This is a genomic window from Saccharicrinis carchari (genome assembly GCF_900182605.1).
Taxonomy (GTDB): domain Bacteria; phylum Bacteroidota; class Bacteroidia; order Bacteroidales; family Marinilabiliaceae; genus Saccharicrinis; species Saccharicrinis carchari.
The window spans coordinates 761,783-787,478 of the sequence record NZ_FXTB01000001.1; the positions used below are offsets into that span (position 1 = coordinate 761,783).

The window sequence follows — 25,696 nt, forward strand, 5'->3', positions numbered from 1 at the left end:
ACATCCTGCACATGATAATTCCATATTTTATACCCCGACAAAAATCGAACAAATTATTGTAAAGACTAATAAGGGTGCATAAAAACAATTAAACATCTATATATCAGCGTATTTAAATTTGAATTAATTTACTTATGAATAACAAAAAAAGTTAATTTGCTATCGTTGTAGTAGTATTGTAGTGGTATTGTTGTGGTAGATTTAATTAAAAATCCTTTAGCTGTGTTATCAAAAACTTAAGATATAATCGATAAGACCCATATCGTGTTGTAAATCCAGTTTTTTCCTTAACCTGTAACGCTTGGTCTCCACACTTTTTACCGAAATATTGAGTAAGGGAGCCATTTCTTTTGATGATAAATTAAGCCGCATATAAGCACAAAAACGTAAGTCATTAGAGTTTAAGTCGGGGTGCGCCAGCTTCATCTTATTTAAAAAATCCTGATTGGCATTATTAAATGCTTGTTCAAAAAACGACCAATCATCATCGTCATTTAAATTGCTATCTATCAATTTTAGTGTGGATTTGTTATCACGATGGTTAGTTTTCTTAAGTTCCTTTTTAATACTGTTCAACACTTCGTTTTTTTTAATAATACTCATTGTTGATATAGCCAGTTGTTTATTTTTACTTTCAATGTCTTGGCTTAACTTTTCGTTTTTAAGGTTTACAATCAATTGTTCACTTTCCAGCTGTTTGCGCTCGCTCTGCTTTTTATAATGTTTTTTATACGCTCTATGCATTAGGGTTAAAAGAAAAAACAGTACCGCCAGATATAGCATGATGGCTGTATTTGATAGTAGCAAAGGCTTATTTATTATAAAATTGTAGTTTATCGTATTGCTCGACAGGCGGTTTCCAACTTTCGCCCGAATATTTAAGCTGTAATCACCAAATGGCAAATTATCGAACGTGAGTTCAGATTTATCGTCCCATTCGCTCCATTGATTATATCGCCCATCGAGTTTATACTGAAACTGCACCACGCTATATTTATCGTAATTAGGAACACTAAAACGAAACCGAATTGAATTATTTGCGTACTTAAAATTACCCGGATTCTCAATATCAACAAGTTTGTTACTTTCCCCAACAAGGCTCAACTCAATGGCATTTAATACGATAGGCTCATTGCTGTTATTATTTGTTCGCGAAATATCTATGGTAAGGTAACCATCCGTTATTCCAATGAGATAATTACTTTGCTTAATTGGCGCAATATTTTCATAACCTACTTGCCCCTTACGTAATTGATAAGGCAATGCAATCCTATGTGTTAGTAACTGGTTTGTTAAATCATTTACATCAACATAGCTAATGTTGTCATCCGAAAAAGCCCAAAGCTTTTGCGTTTCATCAACAACTAATTTACCCGATACATACTCCGATTGTGTAACTAAAGGGCTAAGAACAGTGTCTTTTTTAAAGCTGTTTTTTGTTGTATCATAGGCCAATACCCCATCTTTGGAGGCATAAATAATTCTATTTTTAAACTTTGCCAAACTTGAGTTTTTGTCGATCGGCGCTATGGAATCGAGCATTACCTCTTTTACCTCTGTAAAATCTTCGTTTATGGTAAGCCTAAAAACACCTTTATAGGCATGACTCACCCATACCTCATTATTTTTTACAAGTTCAAAATATCTGGCAGAGTTATTAAACCCCTGAATTTTGTTACGGAGTTTCCAATTTCCGTTTTCTTTATGTAATACATTTAAGCCGTTATAGTTGCCTTCAAGCAGCATATTCTCCTTACCCAACAAGGATTTAAAAAGCCAAGTTCCTGGCGTACTACTCACTAAAATTGCTTTATTGTCGGTATTAATTAAATAAGTACCGGCATGATGGCCACAAAAAAGTTCATTATTGTATTTAAATAAAGTCCATACTTGTCCGGCCGTACCGTCCATAAATGTTAATTCTTCGTTATGCGAAACTCTTTTGTAAAACAAGCCCTGATTGGTTCCCAAATACAAAAAATCGTTATAAACAATGGAGGCATAAACGGTCCCTATCTTGCCCTCATCATCATTAAAAACTCGTATTGGCGATTTTAAATTAATACAATTGATTCCATTATCGAGGCCAGCCCATAAATTATTGTCCACATCTTCGTAAAGGCACAACACTGTATTATTACCAAGTCCGCAACTTCTGTCTATTTGGTATTCTAAACGCCCGTTTTTACTTAAAATAATTACTCCGTTTTTAATGGTTCCAATCACAAAGCTTTTATCCTTGAGCTGGATGCTACTAAAAATATTCATGTCTTGCAGCATTTCTTCGGCAGGGATTTTCCATTTGATAAATTTATCGTTAATTAGCTTGTAAAAACCATGTACCTTTGTGTGGATAAGTAATCCCTCCGGAATAGAATATACATTTATCACTTTGTCGTTTTTGACAATAGAATTGCTTATAAATAATTTTGACTCCCCTGCTTCAATTTTATAAATACCTTCGTTATTAACGTGGTAATATATAACACTATTGACATTGAAAACTTTTGAGACCGGGTTTTTGGGTTTTACAATTAATTGATCTCCACTAATTGGATTATAAAAATAAATTCGATCAAAAGATTGGAATAGTATCCATTCATCATAGGTTGCAATATTCCATATGTGCTCATCTTCAACCATGGCCTCATTAAACTTTGATACTAAGCTTTGATACAATAGTTTGCCAAATTCGTTTCTCTCCCAATAGCCAAACTCCATATAGCATCCGGTATATATTTTGTTGTTCACCGCTTTTACTGCCCTTATAATTGTATTATTTGGCGAGGGATACATAGTCCATTTGGCACCATTATACTCCAATAGTCCTTCATTGTTGGCTACGTAAATAAATTTATCGGGTGCTTGCGAAATCTTCCAATTTTGATTCTCACCATCATAATCCATTGGGGTAAATCGTTGTATGGGTGGCAGTTCCTGCCCGAATATAGTATTATTTCCAAGCCATAAAGAGATACAAAATAGGATAATATAAAATTTTCTATTCATTATAAATACCTGGGGTAAGACAAAAACAAATGAGAATTAAAAAACAACTACAGTAATAAAAATGAAAATACAAAGATATGGCTGAAAAACAAAAGACACTGATAAATAGAAGCCTTAATCAAATATTATTATTAAAGTTTTAATTTAAGATTTTTCTTTAACAATCATAGGCGACTGGGTGAGGTCGGAAATAAACTGCTCCGAACTGAATTAATATGCCAACAGGGAATAAACTCTTATCCGAAAAAACGTCGCGAGCACAGTTTAAGGGACCTACCACCACAATAGTTGGTTGCAAGTTTCCAACCCGTTGCTTTTTTAATGAGGTCTATATTGCCCGGCTACTCCTTTAACATGCGAAACTGTTCCACTTAGTTTTATCTTCCAATTGCTTCAAAGGTTCTTTTATTGCAACACTTATTAGCAATAATTATTTAATTATCACTTGGTCTGGCAAGCGTTTTTCTTACATGTGTTAAATAAAAAGTGATTTTACAAAATCACAATCCGCTTATTTACAGATGAATAAGTTTTTAAATGTGAGTATTATATGAGGTGCTTATTTAACGAGGGTGAGGAATTAGTGCGTACAAATATTTGGCTTAACCTATAAAGGTGATTAAAATTGTTAAAAATATGTCAACTCAAGTTAACAAATAAGGCGTATTCATAAATCTTTTGTATTCTATTAATTTTTAAAACAAAAACATGAAAAAATTATTTACTCTAAGTTTAATGATGCTTTTTATCGCATCAATTGCTCATGCCCAAACAGTACCTTTAGATTTCGAATCTTCATCTGTAGTTTATACTTTTACCAACTTTGATGGAGGGGATGCAAGCGTTATCAACAATCCGTACCCTACGGGAATTAACCCGAGTGCCAAAGTAGGGCAAATGATAAAAAACACAGGACAGCATTGGGCGGGGAGTTTAATTGTTCTTGAAAATGCTATAGATTTTTCATTAGGCAAAACATTTAAAATGAAGGTGTATTCACCAAAAGTGGGAGCTAAAGTTTTACTTAAAGTAGAAAATAATTCTGACCCTAATCTATTTTTCGAAAAGGAAGTAGCTACTACATTGGCCAACGAATGGGAAGAATTAGTATTTGATTATGGCGCAATAAATTCCGGGCAATCGTATCAGAAGATAGTTATTATTTTTGAGTTAGGAACTGTGGGAGATGGCAGTGCTGATTTTACATATTTATTTGACGATATTATTTTAGAGGAAGGGGCTATTGTTGCGGATGATGCACCAACTACCCCAGCACCCACACCACCTTCGTACGACGCTTCAAAAGTGATATCAATTTTTAGCGACGCTTTTACCGATATTGATGGAACCAATTTTAATCCTTACTGGGATTTTTATCAAACTACTGTTGGAAGTATAGAAGCTGTTGAAGGTAATGAAATGGTTAAGCTCCGGACGCTTAATTTCCACGGCTTCGAATTAGCTCAAGATGTTAATGCCGCCGGAATGAAATACATGCATATTGATGTATGGACCGCCAACGAAACATCTTTAGATATTTATCCTATCTGTCAAACCACTGGTGAAAAAAAATAAGTCTAACACCACTCCACCTGAACACATGGAATAGCTTTGATATCAGGGTATCAGATTTAACATCGCCAAGTTTTAATTTGGCTGATATCTATCAGTTTAAGTTTATCGGAGCGGGCGGAAATACAGTATATATAGATAATTTATATTTCTATGATGATGATCCCGCACCAGATACGGAGGCACCACAAAATTTTTCTGCAACAGTAAGTACTATAACTTATAATAGTATTAAACTACTTCTTAATGCCACCGACAATTCAGGTGCGGTAAGCTATGCAATAAGCGTTGATGGAACAACAACTAACCTGGGTGCAGCATCCGGTTTCGAGAAATCATACGAATTCACAAGATTACCGTCTTCCACGGAATTTACCTTCTCAATTTCTGTACAAGACGCCTCCGGTAATCAGGCAGCTAACAGTCCCATTCAGCTTGTGACCAGTACCGCCGAAGCTTTTCCCGCACCGCTTGTTTCGTCTCCAACTCCACCCGAGCGCGCAATTGATGATGTAATTTCTATATTTAGCGACGCTTACACCAATATTCCGAACACCAATTTTAATCCTTATTGGCAACAAAACACATGGTTCTATTCCGAACAAGTAGGAGGTAATGAAGTGGTGAAATACGAAAACTTCAATTATCAGGGAATAGAAATCGGAAGCAGCGTTAACGCCTCAGAAATGCACTTTTTGCATTTGGATGTATGGACACCTAACGAAACCTCTCTAAGTATAGCACCAATTAGCCTATCAACGGGCGAAAAGGCAGTGCAACTTACTCCGCTAAACCTTAACCAATGGAACAGCTTCGATATACCCCTAACTAACTTTACCATACAGGGATTATCGTTAACTGATATATTTCAATTGAAATTTGTTGGGTCGGGAAAATCCATTGTTTATTTCGACAATATATACTTCCATAAAGGTACGCCAACTTCTACCGAAGATATTAATTCGATAGATGCTATAAAATACTATCCAAACCCTACCGCCGGCACACTTAATATTTTATCTGCTTCGGCCATACGCGCTGTTGAGGTATCTAATTTGGCAGGACAACTGATGCAATCTTATGTGGTTGGTGGATTCAACTCTGCCGTTGACTTAAGTGCAGTTAATAGTGGTTATTATATTATTTCTGTTACGCTTGAAAATGGAAAACAATACACTCAAAAAATTCTGAAGTTATAAAATAGAAGAGCTCATTGGTGTTTTTACTCCAATGAGCTCTTAGTTATGTAGTGCCCCAAATAAAGTGTTCGTAAGGCCAATAAGTTTAACCTTTATGAAAATCCATTTAATTTGGGTTTCCACTTGTTTTTGGCTTCAGTATCTGTTGAAAGTATAGGTATTTAACTATAACCAAGTTAGCTATAACGCTACTTTATAAACCGGATACACCCGAATATTACAAAATAAATTATTAGCCAAAATCCCGTCCAGGAATTGATTTATAAGGGATTAAAGCACCTACATGTGAACTAAAATGTACCTCGTGCTTTTATCATTCACTCCAGTGCTGATTACAATTGCATCTCTTTTTCTCAAAATAAAAAACCATCTCTAAATAAGCAGAGATGGTTTTTTTATATGAATTTTCGCAAAAGCTATACGTCGATGTTGGCGTAAGTGGCATTTTCTTCAATAAACTCGCGCCTTGGTGGAACATCATCACCCATCAGCATAGAAAATATTCTATCGGCCTCAGCCGCACTTTCAATGGTAATTTGACGCAACGTACGTTGTTCAGGATTCATCGTGGTATCCCACAGCTGCTCGGCGTTCATCTCACCCAAACCTTTGTAACGTTGTATATGAACTGCATCTTCTTTTCCACCTCCAAATTCTCGTATAAAATCTTGTCGTTGTTGTTCGGTCCAGCAGTAGGCCTGGTTTTTACCTTTTTTAAGTAAATATAAAGGTGGTGTGGCGATATACAAATAACCTTCAACAATTAATTCGCGCATAAAGCGGAAAAAGAAAGTCATAATCAAGGTGTTAATATGCCTACCGTCCACATCGGCATCCGTCATAATAACTACTTTATGGTAGCGTATTTTCGAAAGATTCAGTGCTTTACTGTCCTCCTCGGTACCGATGGTAACACCCAGTGCGGTAAAAATATTTTTAATTTCATCGCTTTCAAAAACACGGTGTTGAAGTGCTTTTTCAACGTTAAGAATTTTACCTCTTAATGGCAATATAGCCTGAAAACGTCGATCTCTTCCTTGCTTGGCCGTTCCACCGGCAGAGTCGCCCTCCACCAGAAACACCTCACACGAAGCCGGATCCTTATCCGAACAGTCGGACAGCTTACCTGGTAAGCCGCCACCGGTCATTACCGTTTTACGTTGCACCAGCTCTCGTGCCTTGCGTGCTGCATGGCGTGCTGTAGCGGCCAGCACAACCTTATCTACAATTATTTTGGCATCTTTAGGATTCTCTTCCAGGTGGTAACTCAATGCGGTACTCACCGCCTGATCCACGGCCAGACTTACATCCGAGTTACCCAGCTTGGTTTTTGTTTGTCCCTCAAACTGAGGCTCTTGCACCTTAACGGATATAACTGCTGTTAAGCCTTCTCTAAAGTCGTCGCCACTGATATCAAACTTTAGTTTGGAAAGCATACCCGACTTTTCAGCAAAAGATTTTAAAGTACGCGTTAATCCCCTGCGAAAACCTGTAAGGTGCGTTCCACCTTCAATGGTGTTGATATTGTTTACGTAAGAATATACGTTTTCGCTAAACGAAGTGTTATATTGAATGGCCAGCTCAACCGGAACATTATTTTTTTCGGTAGTGATGTGAATCACCTTTTCTGTGAGCTTTTCGCGCGTTTCGTCAATAAATTCAACAAATTCTTCCAGCCCTCTTTCCGAGTGGTATTTCTCGAACTTTTCGCCTCCTTCTTCGTCGTGTTCTCTTTCGTCGGTAAGGGTAATGGTGATTCCCCTGTTCAAAAAGGCCAGTTCGCGCATGCGGTTGGCCAGGATAGAATATTTATAATCTATCACCGGAAAGATAGTCTCATCGGGTTTAAAGGTAACGATAGTACCCGTTACATCTGTTGTACCCAGCTGTTGAATATCACTTTGTGGTATACCGGTAGCATACTCCTGAAAATACACTTTACCTTCACGGTGCACCTCGGCCTTTAAATAAGTCGAAAGTGCATTTACACAGGATACACCAACCCCGTGTAATCCTCCTGAAACTTTATAGCTGTCCTTATCGAACTTACCCCCGGCATGTAGCACCGTCATCACCACCTCAAGGGCACTCTTACCCTCTTTCTCGTGTAAATCCACCGGAATACCGCGCCCATTATCTTTTACGGTAATGGAATTGTCTTTTCTAATAATAACATCAATGGTATCGCAGTGACCGGCCATGGCCTCATCAATGGAGTTATCCACCACCTCGTAAACCAAATGGTGCAAACCTTTCATGCCAATATCGCCAATGTACATGGCAGGCCGTTTACGTACGGCTTCTAACCCTTCAAGTACGGTAATGCTATTGGCAGAATAATCGTTTGAGTTTAGCTCCCGGTTTCGGTTGTTTTCGTCAATAATTTCTTGGTTCATCGATTATAATTTCTTGTATGAAAACTTTACAACTATCGTAGTTTTTTAAGGCAATAATTGCCCATTTCAAAAACATTCAAAGATAGCAAAAATACCGGCTAAAAGAAGCGATTTGCAGAGGTTTTTACACTCGTAAATACCCATTGACAATGTGGGTGTTACGGCAAGTTAAAGTCGTATAAAACTTGGATGTATCAAATACAAGCTATGGTTTGGAACCTGAAGAGGAATTAAAGTACTTTAAAAAACAAATAGGATATGAATTTTAATATAATAGGCAAGCTAACTCACCAGGGCTATTTTTTGCAAAACAAAATACCTGATATTTCAAGTTTTAACATACCATTATCTGCTGTCATACGGACGTTTTAGTAGACTGAACTTTCCGCTATTGGCAATTAAAAAGTAGCTAAAACGTCGTAAGTTCATTACTTGTTTTTAATGGTCAAATGGAACACGCCAAATTATAAATCCTCCTCCCGTTTGGCAGGACAGGCAATGTGAGAAGCTACATTCATCGCCTGACCCGACTCTACCGCGGCTTATTTTAAAACGAATATCCTACGCCGGCCCTAATGTTCAGCCCCTGGCTGGGATAGCCATTCCATTGATAGTATTTGTTAATGAGCAGGTTATTTACATTGGCAAACATGGTCCATTTGGAGCTCAGGTAGTAGTTGACACCCAAATTTAAGTCGATAACACCTTTTAGTTCTTTAACGCCCGTGTCGCTTACGTTTAGTGCGTATCTTTTGCTAATAGAATACAGCCCTGCATTTACCCAAATATCGCTTAGGAGCTCATAATTTCCGGTAAACCCCAGCTCTAACTCGGGCTTATGCCATGCTTGTTTTAAATTATCCATGTCCCAGCCGTTGTACTTTCCTTTTAGCAGAAGGTTAAATCCGGGCGACGGTTCGTATTTTAATTCACCTGATAATTGCAGCAGCCTGCCATCATCGTACACCACATCAAAAATGTTATTTTGGTGCACTTCTGCAGTCAAAAAAACGGTATCTGCCCTATTCACAAAAAAGTGCTCATTGTCGAAGGCAGCGTAATCCAGCCGTGCGGTAAAACTAGTTTGTGAGCTAAAGTTCCCTCGCAAGCCGGCGAAAAGATGAATACCATGAAAACTATTTTTTACGTTTTGATCGGCTCTTATATATCTATTCTCGCGCTGTACGCTTTCGTAGTTGTTCACCTTATAATCACCTTTTACTCCACCAAAAGCCGTTACCACACCTTCGGCAATCACCAGGTCGGCCTCAATGTGCGGAGCGATATTAAAATCATCGTCCTGTCCGCCTATCTGCGCAAAAACATCCATGCCTACTTTTAAATTAGCTTCCTCCCACTGAAAACCTACTGCCGGCGAAAAATTAATGATGGTCATGTTGCGATCCACAAACTGATACAAAGGTGAAGTAAAATTGGGCACCGAAGTTCCATAGTAATCAAAACCACCTGCTACGTCCAGAAACATGTCGTTGATATAGGTTCGCACCTTGCCATTGAGCCCGAAGTGGCTTTCATTTATGCCGGTAAGGTTACCAAACGTGCCAAAGGTAAAGCTAGCATCAAAGGGTACGGACGAGTCGTCGAGTACTTTATTGTTAAGACCAATACTCAGGTCGAAAGCACTTAAGCGTTGCCTCTCGTCCACCATTAAATCAGCACCTGATACCATAGCTCCTGAATAAGGCTCAACATATCCCATTTCATCCTCAAGGTTCTGAAATCCGTAGTAATTGTAGATATTATGCAAAAAATCTGCATCTATTGCGAGGGTATAATCCTTCCAGAATCTGCGAAAATACAGCGACGCCCAGGTATCGTGAAAGGGAGCATCTACTTTACTGTCGTCCTGGAGCTTCACCTTACCGCCCGAAGTAAGGTGACCCACGTTGAGTCCCAGCGCATAATCCTCGGAGCGCAACACGTTGTAATACAATTCGCCAAATACAGTCACGTAATTCCCCAATCCTCCTTTAACATAGGATTTGTCGAGCACCGTTTTACGCTCAGGGGTAAGGCGGGCGGCACTGATAGGTTCCACGGCCAAACCGGACGAAAGAGCTTTAGAAAGTATATTATAGGTAAAATTGGGGTTAAAAGACGATTCGTCTACCTCATTTACCGGAAGCTGGTTAATTTTAAAAGCATCAGATATAATGGGGTTATATTCCCTTACTACCTTTACATCTTTGTTTAGTTGCTGCCCGCTTGCGGCAACTGTGCAAAAAAACGCCGTTGTTAGTACAAGGATTGCATTAATATTCTTCATCTCAATGGTGTTAATCAAAGTAAGAAAATGGTTGCTTATTGTTGAATTTTTAATGAGTCGGCTGACTCGGCGGCGGTTGAAACGGCCATTTTTTGTTTGATGATAGCCAGCCTTTGGTTTACCATTTCCATAATATCATCGTCGCCGGTATAGTTTTCAGCAATGCTTTGCAAATACTGCTTAGCCTGAAAATTCTCCCCTCTATCCTGATAAATATCCGCCAATACTATAAAACTTCGGGCCAGCCAATACTGGTGTGAGGTGCCTTTGTTGGCAAAGTCGAACACTTCGTCTTCGGCTCTTTTGGTATCGCCCGAGTCGTAATAATGCTTCGCCACAATATATTTGGCTTCGGCACCCTCAGCACTCTGCGTGTTTTTGGCCAGTACTTTATATTCGGCAAGCGCGTTTTGCAGGTCTCCCTTTATCATATGGGCACCTGCTTTTATGTATTGTGCCTCACGCACAATTTCGCCCGCTGCCTTGGGATCGTTTATTATTGTTTGCGCCGCTTCAATAGAGTTGTCGCCATCTTTTAATTGATAGTAACTGCGCAAAACACCGATGCGTGCCTCTATTCTGTTCTCTTGTATCTCAGCTACTTTCTCTAAACGTTGAAAATTAACGAGAGCCGCCCGGTAGTTCTCCATTCCATAATTGATTTCGCCGGAACGGATAAGTGCATCTTCGGTAAAAATGTTTTTACTCCGGTTGGTTACTTCCTGATAGGCACGTAATGCTTCTTTTTTGTTACCTTGTTTATATAGGCAATCGGCCATGTAGTAATTGGCATTAAGCACAAACATGCCTTTTGGATGTTTTTTTAAATACTGTTTTAAATTCCTAACGGCCACATCGCAATTTCCCTCCATATAATACCGTTCGGCAGAAACATAACTTAAAGAATCCTGCTCTCTTTCGTCCACTTGTGCAAAACTACCCAGCCCCTTGGTATATCTCACATAACCGTCCAAATCGCCCCTATCCATATATATATTTCGTATACCCAGCAAGGATTCTGTGGCTTCTTGTGTACCCGGAAACTCATTGACTACACGCTTATAAAAAGCCATAGAGTTATTGTAATCAGACGCATTATAATACACCAAGCCCAACTGCAACATGGCTTTTTTTGAATAACTGCTGGTAGGGTGTTTTTCCTTAATAGTTTTATACTGCCTGATGGCATTGTCTAAATCGTTAATTGCGAGATAGGAGTTACCCATTTCGAACAGCGCATCATCTACGTAAGCTGAATTAGGGTACCTGTTTATTAAGTCTTTCAGCTCTGCTATTTTATCCTCATGCTGTTTTACTATTCCCAAAGAAATACCTTTCTGATACATGGCATAATCGGGAGAACCATCTGAAAAGCTACTCCCCAGCTCATAAAAACTCATGGCCTGATCAAAGTTACGCTCTACAAAATAGCAGTCTCCTATTCTATTATAAGCATCGCCAATGGTAGGCGCATCCTTATCCATTTCCATTTTAATATATTTTCGCCACCACGAACGGGCTTTTTCGTAGTTTTTTAGCTTAAACTCGGCATAGCCTATGTTATAATGTGCTATAGCAAAATAAGTAGTCTCAAAGCTTCCCGGCATCAAAATAAAACTGTTGTAGTCCTTCACTGCTTCGGCGTATTGGTTTTGACGATATTTGGCCTCGCCCCGCCAGTAATAGGCCTTTACCTTTAGTTGATTGTCGTAGCTTTGATATTGCAAGCTATAATCGAAAAAGCTAATGGCCTCATCAAAACGCAGGTTAGTAAACAAATCGATGGCATGGTAGTAAGCCACTCTTTGAATGGCCTTGTAAATGCCTGCACTTTTAATTTTTATTTGCTCCAAAGCTCCTAAGGCCTGTTTGTAATTTTTGGTAGAAAGAAATACCTTACCCAGGTAATCGTAGGCCAAATCAATCTTGTCGCTTTCAGGGAACATTTCTATAAAACTCATAAAGGAGTTGATAATCTCGTTAAACGGCGAATAAGAAAGTTCGTAATTGAGCTTGATGGTATTAAACAATGCATCTTCCTGGATATCCTTGTCAAAATTTAATTTAGAAGCGGCCTCAAAAGCCACCCGTGCTCTTTTTTTATCGCTCAACTTAAGATGGCAATCGGCCAAATGATAATAGGCATTCTGCGCCATTTTATCGTTAGCGCTGGTAACCATGCTAAGGTACTCTGCCGCCTTATCGTATTTTTTTTGATAGTAATAAGCAAATCCCAGATGATAATAATCTTCGCGGCGCGCTTTTTCTGATAAGGCAATGGTTTTTTCAAAGAAGGTAATAGAATTGGCATAATCTTTTTTGGCAAAATACGATTCACCCACTATACGAGCCATATCTGCCCTGCGTTTTTGGGTACCTTCCTCCATTAAGGGCAGCGCATAGGTTATGGCTGCATCGTAATCGCCCTTTAAATAATGAATCTGGGCTATATAAAAGGGCACCACTTTTTCAAATGCTTTTACATTGGCCAGGCGTTCAAATCCCATTAATGCCGTTTCGTAATTTTCCTTTTGGTATTGTATATGGGCATAATAATAGTTGGATGCCTCATAATATTTATTGTCAATATCTTTTAAATCGTAGAAGTAACCATTGGCTACATCATATTCTTCCTGCATAAAATGACAATAACCTTTTTTAAACTTAAAAGCCAGTTGGGTGTCCTTATCGAGTTTACGCTCATTTACGTTTTTAAACTCACGTAAAGCCTGGCGGTATTTTTTTCGGTTCATCTGCATGTCGCCCAAATGAAAATAGGTGTAAGCTCCTTTATTGCTCTCCGGATGTTCTATCGCAAATTGCTCAAAAAGATATTCGGCATCTCCATTTTCCAACTCTTTGGCGCACAAAGCTCTATAATAATAAGCTTCCGAAATCAGGTTTGATTCGGCACGCACGGAGTTGGAGATAAATTTCTCAAATTGCTCACGAGCCGAGCCAAATTTGTTGAGATAAAATAGCTCCATAGCCTTGTCAAAGTCTTTTTCGGGCTGCTTAAAACCGATAGATTGCTGGGATACAACACTGATGCTTATCAATAAAGCAAGTATAGTTAGGGAAAGCTTATTCGTATGTATCATTCAATATTACTTTTTTACTGCCAAAAATTTTTATAATGGATTTTTTATTTTCGGGGCATAAAGATAAAAAATTTAAGCTGAAAAGGTGATCTAATGATAATGCCCCTAAATACTGATATTTATTTCTACCTATTCAAACGTAAGCGATTCACAATTTATTTTTTTACTTTCACACATTATTATCAGACCGCATTAGCCGATACAAAAATAAATTCAATAAGAGATGAGCAAAAATAAAGCTGTAGAAACCGAAAACATTCAAAACAATGTAGTAGAACTTAAAAATGCCGTTATCCGCCATCAGGAAAATATTGTACTAAAGGATGTTAACGTAGAAGTAGCCAAAGGCGAATTTATTTATTTGATAGGAAAAGTAGGAAGCGGTAAATCGAGCTTATTGAAAGCACTTTACGGCGAAGTGAATGTTACCGAGGGGTATGTGTTTGCCGTTGGCTACGATCTGGGTAAGATAAAATCGAAACAAATACCGTTTTTGAGACGGAAAATGGGAATTATCTTTCAGGATTTTCAGTTATTGAGCGACCGGTCGGTGTACGAGAACCTAAGCTTTGTACTAAAGGCTACCGGCTGGAAAAACAAAAAAGCAATGGACGCACGTATTCGCGAGGTACTTACGCAAGTAGATATGGTGCATAAAGGCTATAAGATGCCGCACCAGCTATCCGGAGGCGAACAGCAACGTATCGGTATTGCTCGTGCCCTACTCAACGAACCCGAGTTAATATTAGCCGACGAGCCCACCGGTAACCTGGATCCTGAAACCACCAATGACCTAATGCAATTGCTACTCAAAATTTCGGAAAGTGGCAAAACGGTAATCATGGCCACGCATAACTATGGCATGGTGGACAAATACAAAGGACGGATATTAAAATGCGAAGATGCCCGACTTAAAGAAGAAAGCAGCGTGGAGGTTTAAATTGGAATAAGCATGTATAGCCAACATTTAGCTTTGATGGCAGGCATGGCCTTGGAGTAATTGTTGCGATTCGGATATCACCTAAACCATTTGATACACAGATGAATTATTGGGCAGTTGATCAAAAAAGTCAATCGAAGTACTTTATTTGTATAACCATTAACGCTATCAAAAAAAATAACATAACCAGACAGGGCTACTCCGCCATATTGCAGGTTTTAAAGCATTGGTGCCGATCGATACACAAAACTACCGTCGGCATGTTTGGGGTAAAACGATTCGCCGTTGTACATCATGCGCCCTTTTGCAAAAACAAAATCGGGTCGCCCTTTCAATTTGTACTTTTTAAAAGATTGGCGGTCGGCGGAAAGGATAGAGCAATACAAATTTCTGTCGAAGGTAGGGTTCCATACAACAAAATCGGCATCGGCCCCGGGCTGTAACACTCCCTTTTGAGGCCATAGCCCCATTATTTTGGCGGGACGGGCCGAAACAATATCTACCATGTCTAAAATATTGATTTGGCCTTCGCTCACACCTACGGTAAACAGCATGCTTAAATAATTACGCAAATAAAAAAACTTATCCGGTCGGTTATAAACCAAGCCCTCCTCAACGCTATCCTCTATAGCTATATTATAAGGCGGTGGATTAATTAAGAAGCGTTTATTTTTTACCAATTGCCAAACCTCCCCGGCGCTAATCGGACTCAGCGGTTGGCGGGTGCTTAAGCCGCTTAATTTATCCGGACGAGCCAGTCCTGTTATGTCAGATATATCAATAGAGAAAGGCATGTTAATGCTCACAAAAAACTCCCCCCCTTTCTTAATTCCCTCCTGTATCCTGTTCAACTCTTCTTTAAACTCAACATTTAAAAACATTAGCGGACACTTATGTTTTAAGCCCATTTGCAACAATTCGGTAAGCGACTGTAAATGACGATTTAAAACGTTGGTGCCATTAAGCTCAGCCTGATCTTCCTCATTTTTACCGGCCTCGGGAATTATCAAGTCACAAATAATGAGTAAAGGATAGCTTGAGGCAGCACGAAGTGTAGATTCAAGAATATTAATATTGAAATTATCCCACGACGATATATTTACCAGAATGGTAGATATTCCTTCGTGTATATAGCTATGATCCAATGCCCCAACCATGTTTTTTTTGGCGTCGGCAAAGGACAGATGGAATCCGTAATCAATTAAATTGTAATGCGCCATTTCCTTGGCATTACTTATGTTATGCAGATAGTTTTTTCCATGAAAACTATCAACAGCATCAAGCATAGTAGTAGTCCCGTTATATATTTCTGCCTGGTTCAATTTTTTCAACTCTTTCTTTGTCTTTTCATTTTTCCCGAGGTACAAAAAATGACGATTCATATCCACCGCACCGGGCAGCACATATTTACCCGTGGCGTCAATTACGGGCGTTTCGCTATTCGGACGTGGCAGATTTTGACCTATTTGCAAAACTTTATTGCCCCCAACCAAAATGTCTTCGGTTATAATAGCCGATTCTTTTACCACAAAACCATTTTTTATAACGATATAATTCATCGAAAGACTTTTTTAATGCTTTGTATAATACAGCTCACTATTTTGTCAAAAAAAAAATAATTACATTTGCTCTATCCTTTAAAATTACATTAAATATTTTTATTGTACAAAAGAAAATGACAATAAGTATAAGCGATGTCGGAGAAAGAACATTTAGCGCATTGATCAACTAAAACACAATAATGAAGCGGACAAATCTTTCAAAATATAACAACAATTGGTACAATCCCGGTAACACCATTAAAAGAACACTTTGGTATTTTGTAAACGCAGTTTTTTTCATCTGTCCTTTGAATCCTTCGTCAGGAATAAAAAAAATATTGTTAAAATTATTTGGTGCCAATATTGGCGCCGGCGTGGTAATAAAGCCCGGCATAAACATAAAATATCCATGGAAGCTTAATATCGGTGAAAACACCTGGATTGGTGAGAAGGTTTGGATAGACAACCTGGAACAGGTAAACATTGGTAGCAATTGCTGCCTGTCGCAAGGTGCCGTATTGCTATGTGGCAACCACAATTACAAAAAGGAGACTTTTGATTTGATGGTAGGAAACATAACACTTGAGGATGGAGTTTGGATAGGTGCCCAGGCCATGCTAACCCCGGGTACGCTGTGTAAAACACATGCGGTTCTGTCGGTGCAATCGGTTGGTTCGGGAATTTTGGAATCCTACTCGGTGTATAGGGGTAATCCGGCAGTAAAGGTAAAAGACAGGATAATAGAATAAAGGGTTAAACTACTGCCCTAAAAAGAAATAAATTCTTTGGCTCCAATGCGTTTTACTCAGAAAGAAAGCGATGCAGACCGGCCATGCTATCGGAGAGGATAGTAAAAATCAATTGCAAGCTTTAAACCTTACCTAACAATTCCGGTACGGATAACCTTTTTGTATTTTAACCATTGCAATGCCATTCACACCTAACAAATTCTCCATTTTTTGCTTACTGTGGCCATCTCACCTTTTTTTTCGTTTTATCTGCGTTCTACAACTACATGGGTTAAGGCGGGGTTAAAGTCCGTTAAGGAATAGTTAAAGTAAAAAGGCTTACAACTAAAAATATTTATCTTTACTTGTTGAATAACTATAAACCAAATAATTGGCATTTTGAACTTACAAAAAAATGAAGAATAAATCGTTCACTGGACTTGTAATTTTGATGGGCTTTTCGCTGTTGGGTATTATCACCGTTCAGTTTTTTTGGATGAACAATGCCATAAAAGTTCGTAAGGAGAAGTTTGATGCTACCGTTTACGATGCACTGCAAGCTACCGTACACAGAGCACAGCGTGAGCGCGCGGCCAGTCACTTTATTGAGCGCTTGATACCCTCGCCTTATGCGCAAAATATAGCCACGGACACCTTACCCCGGGAACTGCCCTATTTTCCGGATGCCAGCCCCAGGCAAAACCGATATTCGCCCGGCGACATAGAAAAAGACAAAAACCCAACTGTACCCTACCGCAGCAGCCATGTGGAAGGTTATATAGAAATCCAACGCAACGGCAAATCGCAGCAGGTAATTATATCGGAACACAACTTTAATTTTGAGGACAATAAGCAAACAAATCGGGCCGAGCAGCTGATCCGACAATGGCAGGATTCCTTAAAACAGGTACTATCAAAAGGGGGCAATATAAATCCACTTAGCATATTAAATCAATTCAGTTACGAAATTGAGATGCGTTCCTCCGACGTGAGTAACAGGATTGATACCAAAAACCTGACACGCATTCTGAACTATGAACTGAAGGCACGGGGTATCGACTTAGGGTATGAATATGCAGTGATAAATCGGAATAATGGTGCCATTAGTAAACTGGTCTCCAACAACTACAAAAAGGAAAAAAGTAATTTTAGCTTTGTAGTTAACTTATTTCCGGATGATTTTTTCAGAAACTGGACACCAATGGCTTTAGATGTATATTTTCCCAAGGAAGATATTTTTATCTATAAATCCTTGCATCTGCTTCTGGGCTCATCTTTTATATTTACCCTTTTTATACTTATTACCTTTTATTTTACCCTGCGTACCATACTAAACCAAAAGAAACTCTCTGAAATAAAATCGGACTTTATTAGTAACATGACACATGAGTTTAAAACCCCCATAGCCACCATCAATTTGGCAACCGATAATATTGCTAATCCGATGATTATTGACAAACCCGCACATATTTCGCCATTTTTGAAAATAATTAAGGAAGAAAATAAAAGAATGAACAACCAGGTAGAGCGGGTGCTGCAAATGTCGCTGATCGAAAAAAAAGACTTTCAAGTAGTCCGGGTTAAAACAGATTTACATGCTTTGATTAACGATGCGGTTGGAAATATGCAACTGCTGGCCGAACAAAAACAAGCCCAAATAATTACCAAATTACAAGCACAACGTACGATTTTAAAGGTTGATGAAGTTCATTTTACCAATGTAATTATGAACTTAGTAGAAAACGCCTTAAAATACAGTAAAGAAAACCCGGTGATAGAACTGACTACGCAGAACAGCAAAACGGGGATAGAAATTAATGTGATAGACAATGGTATAGGTATGACCAAGGAGCAACAAAACAAGGTGTTCGATAAGTTTTTCCGTGCCACCAGAGGAAACATCCATAACGTAAAAGGTTTTGGCTTGGGTTTAAGTTACGTAAAGGCCATAGTAGATGAACATAAGGGGAGTATTATTGTAAAGAGTAAACCGGGTGAGGGTTCTACCTTTAAATTACTTTTACCATATGCGTGATTTCTAAAAAAGAAATTAAGCTACTTAAAGGTATGGATGCATCGAAGTTTAATGGCATAAGTTTTATAAATTAGTGCTTCACAGAATAAAACAAAAATATAATGAGCGTTAAGAAAAAAGTATTTATGGTTGAAGACGACCAAAATTTTGGTACTGTCATGAAATCCTACCTCGAAATAAACGGCTTTGAAGTAACCTGGGTAAAAGATGGAGCCAATGCCCTTAAAACTTTTGTGCCGGCTCATTTTGATATATGCATCCTGGATGTGATGCTTCCGCATGTGGATGGTTTTACCATAGGCAAAGAAATAAAAAATAAGGAGGAAGATATACCGTTGATTTTCCTGACGGCCAAAACACTCAAGGATGATGTACTACAGGGCTTCGGTATCGGCGCCGATGATTATGTAACCAAACCATTTGATTCGGAAATCTTAATAGCAAAAATAAATGCCATCCTCAACCGTAGTGCCAATAAGGATGACGAAAGTATACAAAATATATTTACACTGGGTCGAATAGAGTTTAACGTGGAGATGCGTACACTCACTTCGCCGGGCAAGGTGGAACAACTCTCACCTAAAGAAGCCGAACTTTTAAGAATGTTATGCCTGGATATGAACCGGGTGATGCCCCGCGAAAAAGCCCTTAACAAAATATGGGGCGAAAACAGCTACTTTACCACGCGAAGCATGGACGTGTACATCACCAAACTGCGCAAGTATTTGCGCGCGGATCCCCGCATTGAAATTGTGAATATTCATGGCAGCGGTTATCTCTTAAAACTAGAAGAATAGATACTTATAGCCGGTACTGCGTCAGGCTCAGGTCACTTATTTAATATTCATTGTTTACCGCGCTACCGAGTACCTCTGTTATTCGTAGAGCGTGGCAATATTTTCCATGCGGGTACTAATATCGGAGCTTATTCCCATTATTTTAAATATCTTAGTTATGCCTAGGCTACTATTGAATAAGGGGATACGATACTTGCCATTGAGCATATACGCTTTATTTCCCTGTACCAGAATTTCAAGAGGCAAAGAAGGGATACATTCTACACCCATTAAGGTCAGCATCTGTTTCTCGGGGCAGTTATCACCTTTAAAAGCAAGTCCGAATAAGGCTATTTCCTTATCGTGAAAATTTAATTCGTACACCAGCCTGCTACTATCAACGCCTTGCAACAAATTCTTTTTAATGGTGGCCACTGCTTCTAAGTACTCATCGAATTCGTTTAGCTCCACCACATCCCTGTAACGTGGCATTGTAGGTAAAAACTGATATTTGCCCAATTCTTCGTTGGGGATATCTTTACCATAATATTCCATTTCCGAAACCAAGGGCAACAGTGCCTTTTTGATTAAAGAATCGGTCAATGCAGTCATCTTTTGCGCTTCATGTGCATTGGTACTTCCACCATAAAAGGCATGATTGATATAATTCGGATTCAGCAGGGAAATATCAGTGCTATTTTCCATACCTATTAATCCTATTTTAAGGGTAGCGCCAAAAGCACCTTTATCGGCAACACTGGTTGCCATGCTGGTTAATTCATCGCGTGTAAAAACAATTACCTGCAAATTTTTGTTGCCATGTGGATGATACATTCCCAACACTTCAAAATCACTATCCATCAACAACTTAACTACTTCTACCGTTAAAACACCCACCGTTTTATTCGATTGCCCAATCCTGTAATAAGGCTTGGCTGCCCACATCGAAAAAAACAAACCTAAACATATAGCGGTGGTTAACCCTCTCTTCATTATTAGCCTATCTAAAATTTACCAAATAAGGGCTGCAAGATAATAAAGAAATTTTAAATTAACAGTTGTTAACAGATAAGCTTTTGCAATATTTTGCAAATGATTAAAGCTTCCCTACCAATAAAAAAAGTCGCCTCAAATTATTATTGAGACGACTTACTTATTATATTAAATTTATGAATTAATTATCCTCCTCATCGTCATCGTCACTGTCTTCAAATGCGTCAAAAGCCGTTTCAACCGCCTCTTCAAACTTATGGAGTATCGTTTTATTTTTATTTTTAGAAATTAGAATAGATCCATCCTCTTCGCGAGTAGCGTTAGCAAAATCAGCACCTGCATTTGCAACTAATTTTTGTAACAATACATGAAGATTTAGGTCAACAAAAATTTTTGAGTCTGTTCCATCCAGTACGATACCACCGCCTTCATATTCCAACTCAAACTCATAGTCCTCGTCACTTTTTATTACAATGTCAACCAATTCGTCACCCATTGCATAAGTTCCGGCTGCATAAAGGGTATTACCATTCATCAACTCATTATCCTTACCTTCGTACACATCAAAATCAAACTCTATTTCTTCGTAGGTAGCATTGGGTATATTGGTTATTGCCAGATCAATTCCTGTTGCTGAATTCGGATCCAAAAGATCTACCAAGAAAGGTCCTTGTAACTCAATATCTCCATAAACCGGTGCATTTCCAGGCAGTTTGTCTTCCGCATCATCGTCCACATCAAATTCAATTTCAGCCATATTGATATAAAATTTGCTTAGTTGTAATGGAGACTCCGCAACGGAAGCATTTTTTAAAGAAGCAGTACCCGCCGGGGCTGTTTTACTTGTTTTAATGGCCACCTTTACGCGGCTCGTGTCCACTTTCACCACATCATCATTGTTACAACTTGCCAATACGGCAAGGCTCAAGCATACAAAAAATAAATTTTTTAGCATTTTCATAATAAATTGTGTTTTTAAAATTAATAGTGTTAGTTGTTTCTATACTCTCTTGACGAAGACGCTTCCGTAAAGGTTGGAATGAACTTTAATTAATTATAGGATTTCTTTTCTAAACAAGCCTATCGTACTATAAATCAACGATGTAAAAATTAACTGAAGAAAGTAAAATATTTCAGAATAGCGTATAGAAGCAACTCTGGTTAAATTATTTACCAATCAAAAATGAGAGGTAATGATCGATTCCTTTATTGGTTTTCCATTGATAGGCAATACCCACACGGAACTCGAAGGAGGCATTATGCGTTTGGTTCAGGTTACCAGGAAGAGCGCTGTCGCCGGCATATACATTAGGCAAACCGTATTTAAAGGTCAGTCCGCTGGATACCGTGATGGGGCCATGGGAAACAAATTCTATTTCCTGTCCCAGAACAAGCCCATAATCGAACCTGGTATATTTTGAAGTGATGTCGGTAGGTTCGTTTACAATTTTTTGGGATGCCGAACGCAGCGCAGCCACATAAAAACCTACAATATTGCGTCGCACTATCTTTTCAGAACTAAAAATATTGTTTCGGGCATTTTGCTTAATAGCCAACTCGCTTGCCCAATAATCTAATTGCAACTGTTTGCTCACATATTCGCCATAACTGTAGGTGTTGTATTTTTGCTTTAAGCTGGAAGTAAAAAAAAGGTTTGTACTTAAAACATAACGCGGGCTAAGCGCATATTGCACGTTTAAACCGATATCCGGCATTACCGTAATTTTGGATTCGTTCATGCCTGTGGCCGAAAAGCCATCTTTGGTTTCTGAATTGAGCAGATAAGTATTTTTTACGGCTGTGACCACACCGGTGGACCACTTACTGTATTTTTTATTGTATGCCGTTAAGCTTGGTTCTTCGACCCTAGCAAATGGCAAGTCAAAACCATTGATTACATTAGGGCTTAGTATTTTTTGATCAGGATGAATGGCTTTCAGTTCGGGTTTAAATTGCTGTTGTTGTGTTACAAAAGCATCTTTACCTATTAAATAAGCATCTTTGGAATACGAAGCCACATCCTCCCTTTTCTTGTCACTTAGGTTTAATCGCTGCTGTTCCCGGCTTTCATCCTTACGGGTTTTCATTGTTGCCGGTACATAAGCCATTAAATTACGCTTGCCTTCATTTTGTTTTAGGCTATGGCTCTTTTCGTTTATCCTGTTGGTTTCTTTATTTGCTTTTGGGTGAGTTTTTATATCCCTAGCTTTTTCCTCGTTTCCAAACTTTGTCGACACGTCTGTAAGCGTTGTATCGTTTATAACAGTTGCTAAGGAAAGTTGATTTGATTTGTTTTCGTTTTGTTCTTCCACCGTAGCATGTGTAGAATACTTTGAGGAATCGCCTCCAGCCGTTAATTGTACATCAGCCAATTGCTCAGGGCTTGAGCCAAGGTTCAAGTATCGCACTAAACCGGTATCGCCCATCAATATCAGCAGCAAAATGGCGGCAGCTACTGCCCAATAAGGAAACTTTGTTTTAGGGGATAGGACTTTCTCCTCGTCTTTGTCTAACTCACCCGAAATACCATTCCATACCTGGTCAATATCTAGCTGGACATCCAGGTCTTGCCAAACCTCCTCAATCATATTTTTCTCCTGCTCATTCAGGCGCATTTCGGCTGCATCCAAATCCAGCTGCGACGATAGCTTTTTCCATACGTCGTCCGGTGCTTTGGGCGCATCCTGCCTCAACAATTCACGATATTTTTTATTAAAGCGTTTCACCTTTATGTGCTATCCATATTGTTTAACTGTTCATTCAATATTTTTCGGGCTCTATTGAGCTGCGACTTAGATGTTCCCTCCGATATTTGCAGCTTCTCCCCTATTTCTTTATGCGTATATCCTTCAATGGCATACAAATTAAAAACCATGCGGGCACCATCGGGCAACTGCTCCACCTGGCGAAGCAAATCCTGACATACCAGCGGATCCGAAAACTCTTCGGCCGGTTCGGCGTACTGGCTTACATCATCTATTCTTAAGGTTTGGTTTTGTTGCTTTTTACGATAGGCATCAATAGCGGTATTGGTAATAATACGTCGTATCCACGCTTTAAGTGCACCTTTTCCGTTGTATGCCTCAATATTTCTGAACACCTTTAAAAAGGCATTTTGCAAAATATCCTTTGCTTCGTCTCTATCGGGTTCATAAGCCAAACATATGCGTAGCATCTCCCCCGCATATAAACGGTAAAGCTGTTCCTGTGCTTTACGTTGATGTTGCCTGCACCCCTTTAACAACGCTTCGTCATTGGTCTCCATAGACAAAAAATGACTTATTTGATAATCACTTTTACCGATTTTTCGAACCTGAAGATTATGCTTTCGTAAAGCGATTTATTCTCATCCGACGAAATTTCGATATAGGGATTATCTACATCATCCTCCTCTATATCAGTAGCCTGCAACGATGCCAGTGTTACTGGTTGAAAAGCATAATATGGGTCAAGAATTAGCTGTGCCTCATAACTTTTGTTGGCAAGCAAGGTGATGTTTTCGGACTCACTTGCCCCTTGCGATATGGCTGCAATACGTTCATCTTCATCTACAACAAAATAAATCGGAATTAAAATTCCTCCGGGTCTACGATAACTACCTGTAATTACCAAGCCCCCATCAAAATCATCCGGCATATCATTGTCGTCTTCGTCCAATTCATCTAACTCAAAACTCCACTCCATCCGAGAATAAACGCCCTGCGGAATATCAAAACGCTTAACATAACCGGCCTCTTTTGCCGAAAAATTTAAGGACTGAATTTGTCTGTCTTTATTTGTAGTAAAATACACATTACCGCCTTGATTCCTCTGCCCATCAAACCAAATTTGTTTGAAACGAACCATGCCCCCGTTAAAACTAACATGTGCATGGGTGCCTTCGGCTATGCCAACCTTTAAATCTACAGAAACAGGCTCCGTAAAATCCTCCTTTTCGCAAGCTGCACCAGCTAACATACTAAGGATAAGCAACAGGTAAAACCACTTAAAAGTGTAAAAAATGTTATTCATACAAGGGGTATATCTTTGTTACCGTAATAACTTTGGCTGCTAATATGACGATGCGCAGAAGCAAAAGGTTGGAATGGTACTTTATTTTTTTATTAGCGTTTTTATATCAAACCCTATTAAGAAGCCAAGTAAAGATGGGTTTGTGTTTAAACAAAGTAAATTAAATGATAGCGCAGTGAATACTGTGTTCGGCTAAAAACGCAATATTTATTCACTTTTGCATATTGATAGCTAAAAAAACAGGAAGACTGCGTTGCAAAAACAGGGCAACGCAGCATAAATTCATTCATGCCCTTTTCTTTACCACACCTACAGTCGCCTGATTTTAATATTGCGAAACATAGTCAATCCGCCATGATCCTGTAAACCAATCCTACCTTTTTTGGCCATACCATAGTTGGGAAATTCCGCCCATTTGCTATTGGCTTTATCCTGATACCATTGTGGACTCCATAGTTCGTACTCTACTACTTTTTTCCCATTCAGCCAATGCTCAACATGTGGGCCATCCACAATGATACGTGTAACGTTAAACTCGTCCAAGGGCTTTACCTCGGCGCCTACAGGCGGATTCATATCGTAATTGGCACCCGAATATTGCGAAGGGGAGAGTTCCGTAGGCCAGCCCTTGTCGTCCAGTAATTGATACTCAGGGCCTGTTTCGTATATAACATCACTAAATTTTTCATCGGCCAAATAAAAAATACCGCTGTTACTTTCGTTGGTTGCTTTCCATTCTAAATACAACTCAAAACTATCGTACACTTCATCCGTTGCAATATCGCCACCAGAATCGCTCCCTATGCCTGAATTATGAAGAACACCGTCCTTTACCGTCCATCCGGAGATGGATTTTTTTCCAAAGGTATGCCATCCTTTGGTCGTTTTACCGTCGAATAAAAGCTCCCATCCTTCTTGTTTTTCTTGTTCTGTTAAAGTGTTCATTTTATTTTGCGATACACATGAAGTAATTAATACTGCAGCCAACGCTACGGAAAAAAATTGTTTCATCTTACTATTATTATTTGTTGTTTTGTCAAACTTAACACTTTTCAAAGAACAAGCCTATTGATCCGGACTAATTTGTATAATGTTGTGTAAACTAATT

At 38.9% G+C, this 25,696-nt stretch carries 17 protein-coding genes; 6 read left to right on the top strand and 11 right to left on the bottom strand.

All coding sequences use genetic code 11. The features are described from left to right. Nucleotides 1–228 precede the first annotated feature (228 nt). Nucleotides 229–3,009 carry a helix-turn-helix and ligand-binding sensor domain-containing protein gene (locus FN809_RS02710; protein ID WP_142531923.1) on the bottom strand — a complete coding sequence of 927 codons (2,781 nt, stop codon included), beginning with the start codon at nucleotides 3,007–3,009 and terminating at the stop codon, nucleotides 229–231. A gap of 708 nt (nucleotides 3,010–3,717) precedes the next feature. On the opposite strand from FN809_RS02710, the gene FN809_RS02715 reads away from it, so the two are divergent. Then, nucleotides 3,718–4,584, top strand: coding sequence for a hypothetical protein (locus FN809_RS02715; RefSeq protein WP_142531924.1), 867 nt, complete (start codon nucleotides 3,718–3,720; stop codon nucleotides 4,582–4,584). A 77-nt stretch (nucleotides 4,585–4,661) separates the two neighbouring features. Continuing rightward, nucleotides 4,662–5,780 carry a T9SS type A sorting domain-containing protein gene (locus FN809_RS02720; RefSeq protein WP_142531925.1) on the top strand — a complete coding sequence of 373 codons (1,119 nt, stop codon included), beginning with the start codon at nucleotides 4,662–4,664 and terminating at the stop codon, nucleotides 5,778–5,780. A 416-nt stretch (nucleotides 5,781–6,196) separates the two neighbouring features. Here the strand turns inward: FN809_RS02720 and gyrB are convergent, their stop codons facing one another. The 3 genes from gyrB to FN809_RS02735 all read right to left on the bottom strand — a co-directional run bounded on the left by gyrB (nucleotide 6,197) and on the right by FN809_RS02735 (nucleotide 13,564). Then, a complete protein-coding gene (gene gyrB, locus FN809_RS02725; RefSeq protein ID WP_142531926.1) occupies nucleotides 6,197–8,176 on the bottom strand; it encodes a DNA topoisomerase (ATP-hydrolyzing) subunit B in 1,980 nt (659 codons plus the stop codon). Nucleotides 8,177–8,723: 547 nt separating this feature from the next. Beyond that, the gene (locus FN809_RS02730) at nucleotides 8,724–10,463 is read right to left on the bottom strand and encodes a porin family protein (RefSeq protein ID WP_142531927.1); all 1,740 of its coding nucleotides are present in this window, start codon (nucleotides 10,461–10,463) and stop codon (nucleotides 8,724–8,726) included. A gap of 35 nt (nucleotides 10,464–10,498) precedes the next feature. After that, on the bottom strand, nucleotides 10,499–13,564 hold the full coding sequence (locus tag FN809_RS02735) for a tetratricopeptide repeat protein (RefSeq protein ID WP_142531928.1): 3,066 nt from the start codon (nucleotides 13,562–13,564) through the stop codon (nucleotides 10,499–10,501). Nucleotides 13,565–13,787: 223 nt separating this feature from the next. On the opposite strand from FN809_RS02735, the gene FN809_RS02740 reads away from it, so the two are divergent. After that, nucleotides 13,788–14,504, top strand: coding sequence for a cell division ATP-binding protein FtsE (locus FN809_RS02740; protein WP_142531929.1), 717 nt, complete (start codon nucleotides 13,788–13,790; stop codon nucleotides 14,502–14,504). Nucleotides 14,505–14,722: 218 nt separating this feature from the next. Here FN809_RS02740 and FN809_RS02745 read toward each other — a convergent pair whose 3' ends face one another. Continuing rightward, nucleotides 14,723–16,063, bottom strand: a complete 1,341-nt coding sequence (locus FN809_RS02745; protein WP_142531930.1) for an amidohydrolase family protein — start codon at nucleotides 16,061–16,063, stop codon at nucleotides 14,723–14,725. A gap of 182 nt (nucleotides 16,064–16,245) precedes the next feature. Between FN809_RS02745 and FN809_RS02750 the strand changes: the two genes are divergently transcribed. From FN809_RS02750 to FN809_RS02760, 3 genes are all read left to right on the top strand, one after another. Next, nucleotides 16,246–16,794, top strand: a complete 549-nt coding sequence (locus FN809_RS02750; RefSeq protein WP_142531931.1) for a WcaF family extracellular polysaccharide biosynthesis acetyltransferase — start codon at nucleotides 16,246–16,248, stop codon at nucleotides 16,792–16,794. Nucleotides 16,795–17,188: 394 nt separating this feature from the next. Then, a complete protein-coding gene (locus tag FN809_RS02755; RefSeq protein ID WP_142531932.1) occupies nucleotides 17,189–18,808 on the top strand; it encodes a sensor histidine kinase in 1,620 nt (539 codons plus the stop codon). Nucleotides 18,809–18,909: 101 nt separating this feature from the next. Next, nucleotides 18,910–19,605, top strand: a complete 696-nt coding sequence (locus tag FN809_RS02760; RefSeq protein ID WP_142531933.1) for a response regulator transcription factor — start codon at nucleotides 18,910–18,912, stop codon at nucleotides 19,603–19,605. Nucleotides 19,606–19,683: 78 nt separating this feature from the next. Here FN809_RS02760 and FN809_RS02765 read toward each other — a convergent pair whose 3' ends face one another. From FN809_RS02765 to FN809_RS02790, 6 genes are all read right to left on the bottom strand, one after another. Then, nucleotides 19,684–20,577 carry a hypothetical protein gene (locus FN809_RS02765; protein ID WP_142531934.1) on the bottom strand — a complete coding sequence of 298 codons (894 nt, stop codon included), beginning with the start codon at nucleotides 20,575–20,577 and terminating at the stop codon, nucleotides 19,684–19,686. Nucleotides 20,578–20,758: 181 nt separating this feature from the next. Next, the gene (locus tag FN809_RS02770) at nucleotides 20,759–21,538 is read right to left on the bottom strand and encodes a hypothetical protein (protein WP_142531935.1); all 780 of its coding nucleotides are present in this window, start codon (nucleotides 21,536–21,538) and stop codon (nucleotides 20,759–20,761) included. A gap of 205 nt (nucleotides 21,539–21,743) precedes the next feature. Then, nucleotides 21,744–23,303 carry a PorT family protein gene (locus FN809_RS02775; protein WP_142531936.1) on the bottom strand — a complete coding sequence of 520 codons (1,560 nt, stop codon included), beginning with the start codon at nucleotides 23,301–23,303 and terminating at the stop codon, nucleotides 21,744–21,746. Nucleotides 23,304–23,305: 2 nt separating this feature from the next. After that, nucleotides 23,306–23,842 carry an RNA polymerase sigma factor gene (locus FN809_RS02780; RefSeq protein ID WP_142531937.1) on the bottom strand — a complete coding sequence of 179 codons (537 nt, stop codon included), beginning with the start codon at nucleotides 23,840–23,842 and terminating at the stop codon, nucleotides 23,306–23,308. A 14-nt stretch (nucleotides 23,843–23,856) separates the two neighbouring features. Next, nucleotides 23,857–24,588, bottom strand: coding sequence for a hypothetical protein (locus FN809_RS02785; RefSeq protein WP_142531938.1), 732 nt, complete (start codon nucleotides 24,586–24,588; stop codon nucleotides 23,857–23,859). Between the two features lie 309 nt (nucleotides 24,589–24,897). Then, nucleotides 24,898–25,599 (bottom strand): family 16 glycoside hydrolase, encoded by a 702-nt coding sequence (locus tag FN809_RS02790; RefSeq protein WP_142531939.1) that lies wholly within the window; start codon nucleotides 25,597–25,599, stop codon nucleotides 24,898–24,900. Between the last annotated feature and the right edge of the window lie 97 nt (nucleotides 25,600–25,696).